This window comes from Gilliamella sp. B3892, assembly GCF_026536305.1.
Taxonomy (GTDB): Bacteria; Pseudomonadota; Gammaproteobacteria; order Enterobacterales; family Orbaceae; genus Gilliamella.
The window spans coordinates 1-1,913 of record NZ_JAFNOK010000023.1; the positions used below are offsets into that span (position 1 = coordinate 1).

1 rRNA gene (running past one end of the window) is annotated in these 1,913 nt (G+C 49.0%); it reads left to right on the forward strand.

Going from position 1 to position 1,913, the window contains the following annotated elements:
- The first annotated feature begins 180 nt into the window (after positions 1–180).
- Positions 181–1,913, forward strand: a 23S ribosomal RNA gene (locus tag J3U74_RS12230); it runs 1,267 nt beyond the window's last position.

Genomic DNA, 1,913 nt, shown 5'->3' on the forward strand with positions numbered 1-1,913 from the left:
AAATTATGTTTGTATTTACTTTTAAGAGTAAATAGAAAGATAAAGCTCTTTAACAATTAGGAACAAGCTGAAAGAAACGAGTTCTCGTTTTTACGGAAGGCATTTGTATGAAAGTATGAATGTGAAGAAGTAGAAAAGAGAAAAAAGCGTAATTGAAACCAAGACAACTGTGAGTTGTAAGGTTAAGAAATTAAGCGTACACGGTGGATGCCTAGGCAATCAGAGGCGATGAAGGACGTGTTAATCTGCGAAAAGCGACGGTGAGCCGATAAAAGGCGCTATAACCGTTGATGTCCGAATGGGGAAACCCAGTGCAGGTGACTGCACTATCATCTGATGAATACATAGTCAGATGAGGCGAACCGGGAGAACTGAAACATCTAAGTACCCCGAGGAAAAGAAATCAACCGAGATTCCCAAAGTAGCGGCGAGCGAAATGGGAGGAGCCCAAGCGGGTAGCATAGTGTATTAGTGGAAGCGTCTGGAAAGTCGCACGACAGAGGGTGAAAGTCCCGTACACGAAAATGCATTATGTGGAAGCTTATAGAGTAGGGCGGGACACGTGATATCCTGTCTGAAGATGGGGGGACCATCCTCCAAGGCTAAATACTCCTGATTGACCGATAGTGAACCAGTACCGTGAGGGAAAGGCGAAAAGAACCCCGGGAGGGGAGTGAAATAGACCCTGAAACCGTGTACGTACAATCAGTGGGAGCATGTACCGTTGGGTATGTGTGACTGCGTACCTTTTGTATAATGGGTCAGCGACTTATATTCTGTAGCAAGGTTAACCGAATAGGGGAGCCGAAGGGAAACCGAGTATTAACTGTGCGAAAAGTTGCAGGGTATAGACCCGAAACCCGGTGATCTAGCCATGGGCAGGTTGAAGGTTGGTTAACACTAACTGGAGGACCGAACCGACTAATGTTGAAAAATTAGCGGATGACCTGTGGCTGGGGGTGAAAGGCCAATCAAACCGGGAGATAGCTGGTTCTCCCCGAAAGCTATTTAGGTAGCGCCTCATGAGTAACTGTTGGGGGTAGAGCACTGTTTCGGCTAGGGGGCCATCCCGGCTTACCAACCCGATGCAAACTCCGAATACTGACAAGTTTAATCATGGGAGACACACGGCGGGTGCTAACGTTCGTCGTGAAGAGGGAAACAACCCAGACCGCCAGCTAAGGTCCCGAAGTCATAGTTAAGTGGGAAACGAAGTGGGAAGGCTTAGACAGCTAGGATGTTGGCTTAGAAGCAGCCATCATTTAAAGAAAGCGTAATAGCTCACTAGTCGAGTCGGCCTGCGCGGAAGATGTAACGGGGCTAAAACTATGCACCGAAGCTGCGGCAGTGCACGTAAGTGTATTGGGTAGGGGAGCGTTCTGTAAGCCGTAGAAGGTGTGTTGTGAGGCATGCTGGAGGTATCAGAAGTGCGAATGCTGACATAAGTAACGATAAAGCGGGTGAAAAGCCCGCTCGCCGGAAGACCAAGGGTTCCTGTCCAACGTTAATCGGGGCAGGGTGAGTCGACCCCTAAGGAGAGGCCGAAGGGCGTATCTGATGGGAAACGGGTTAATATTCCCGTACTGGCTGTAACTGCGATGGGGGGACGAAGAAGGCTAGGTTTACCACCTATTGGATGGTGGGTTAAGCGTGTAGGGGTGTGATTAGGCAAATCCGGTCACTGAGACCCTGAGGCGTGATGACGAGCTACTAAGGTAGTGAAGTAATTGATGCCCTGCTTCCAGGAAAATCCTCTAAGCTTCAGGTTACAGTTAATCGTACCCGAAACCGACACAGGTGGTCAGGTAGAGAATACTCAGGCGCTTGAGAGAACTCGGGTGAAGGAACTAGGCAAAATGGTGCCGTAACTTCGGGAGAAGGCACGCTGACGGTAATTGAAATCCCATGCGGAC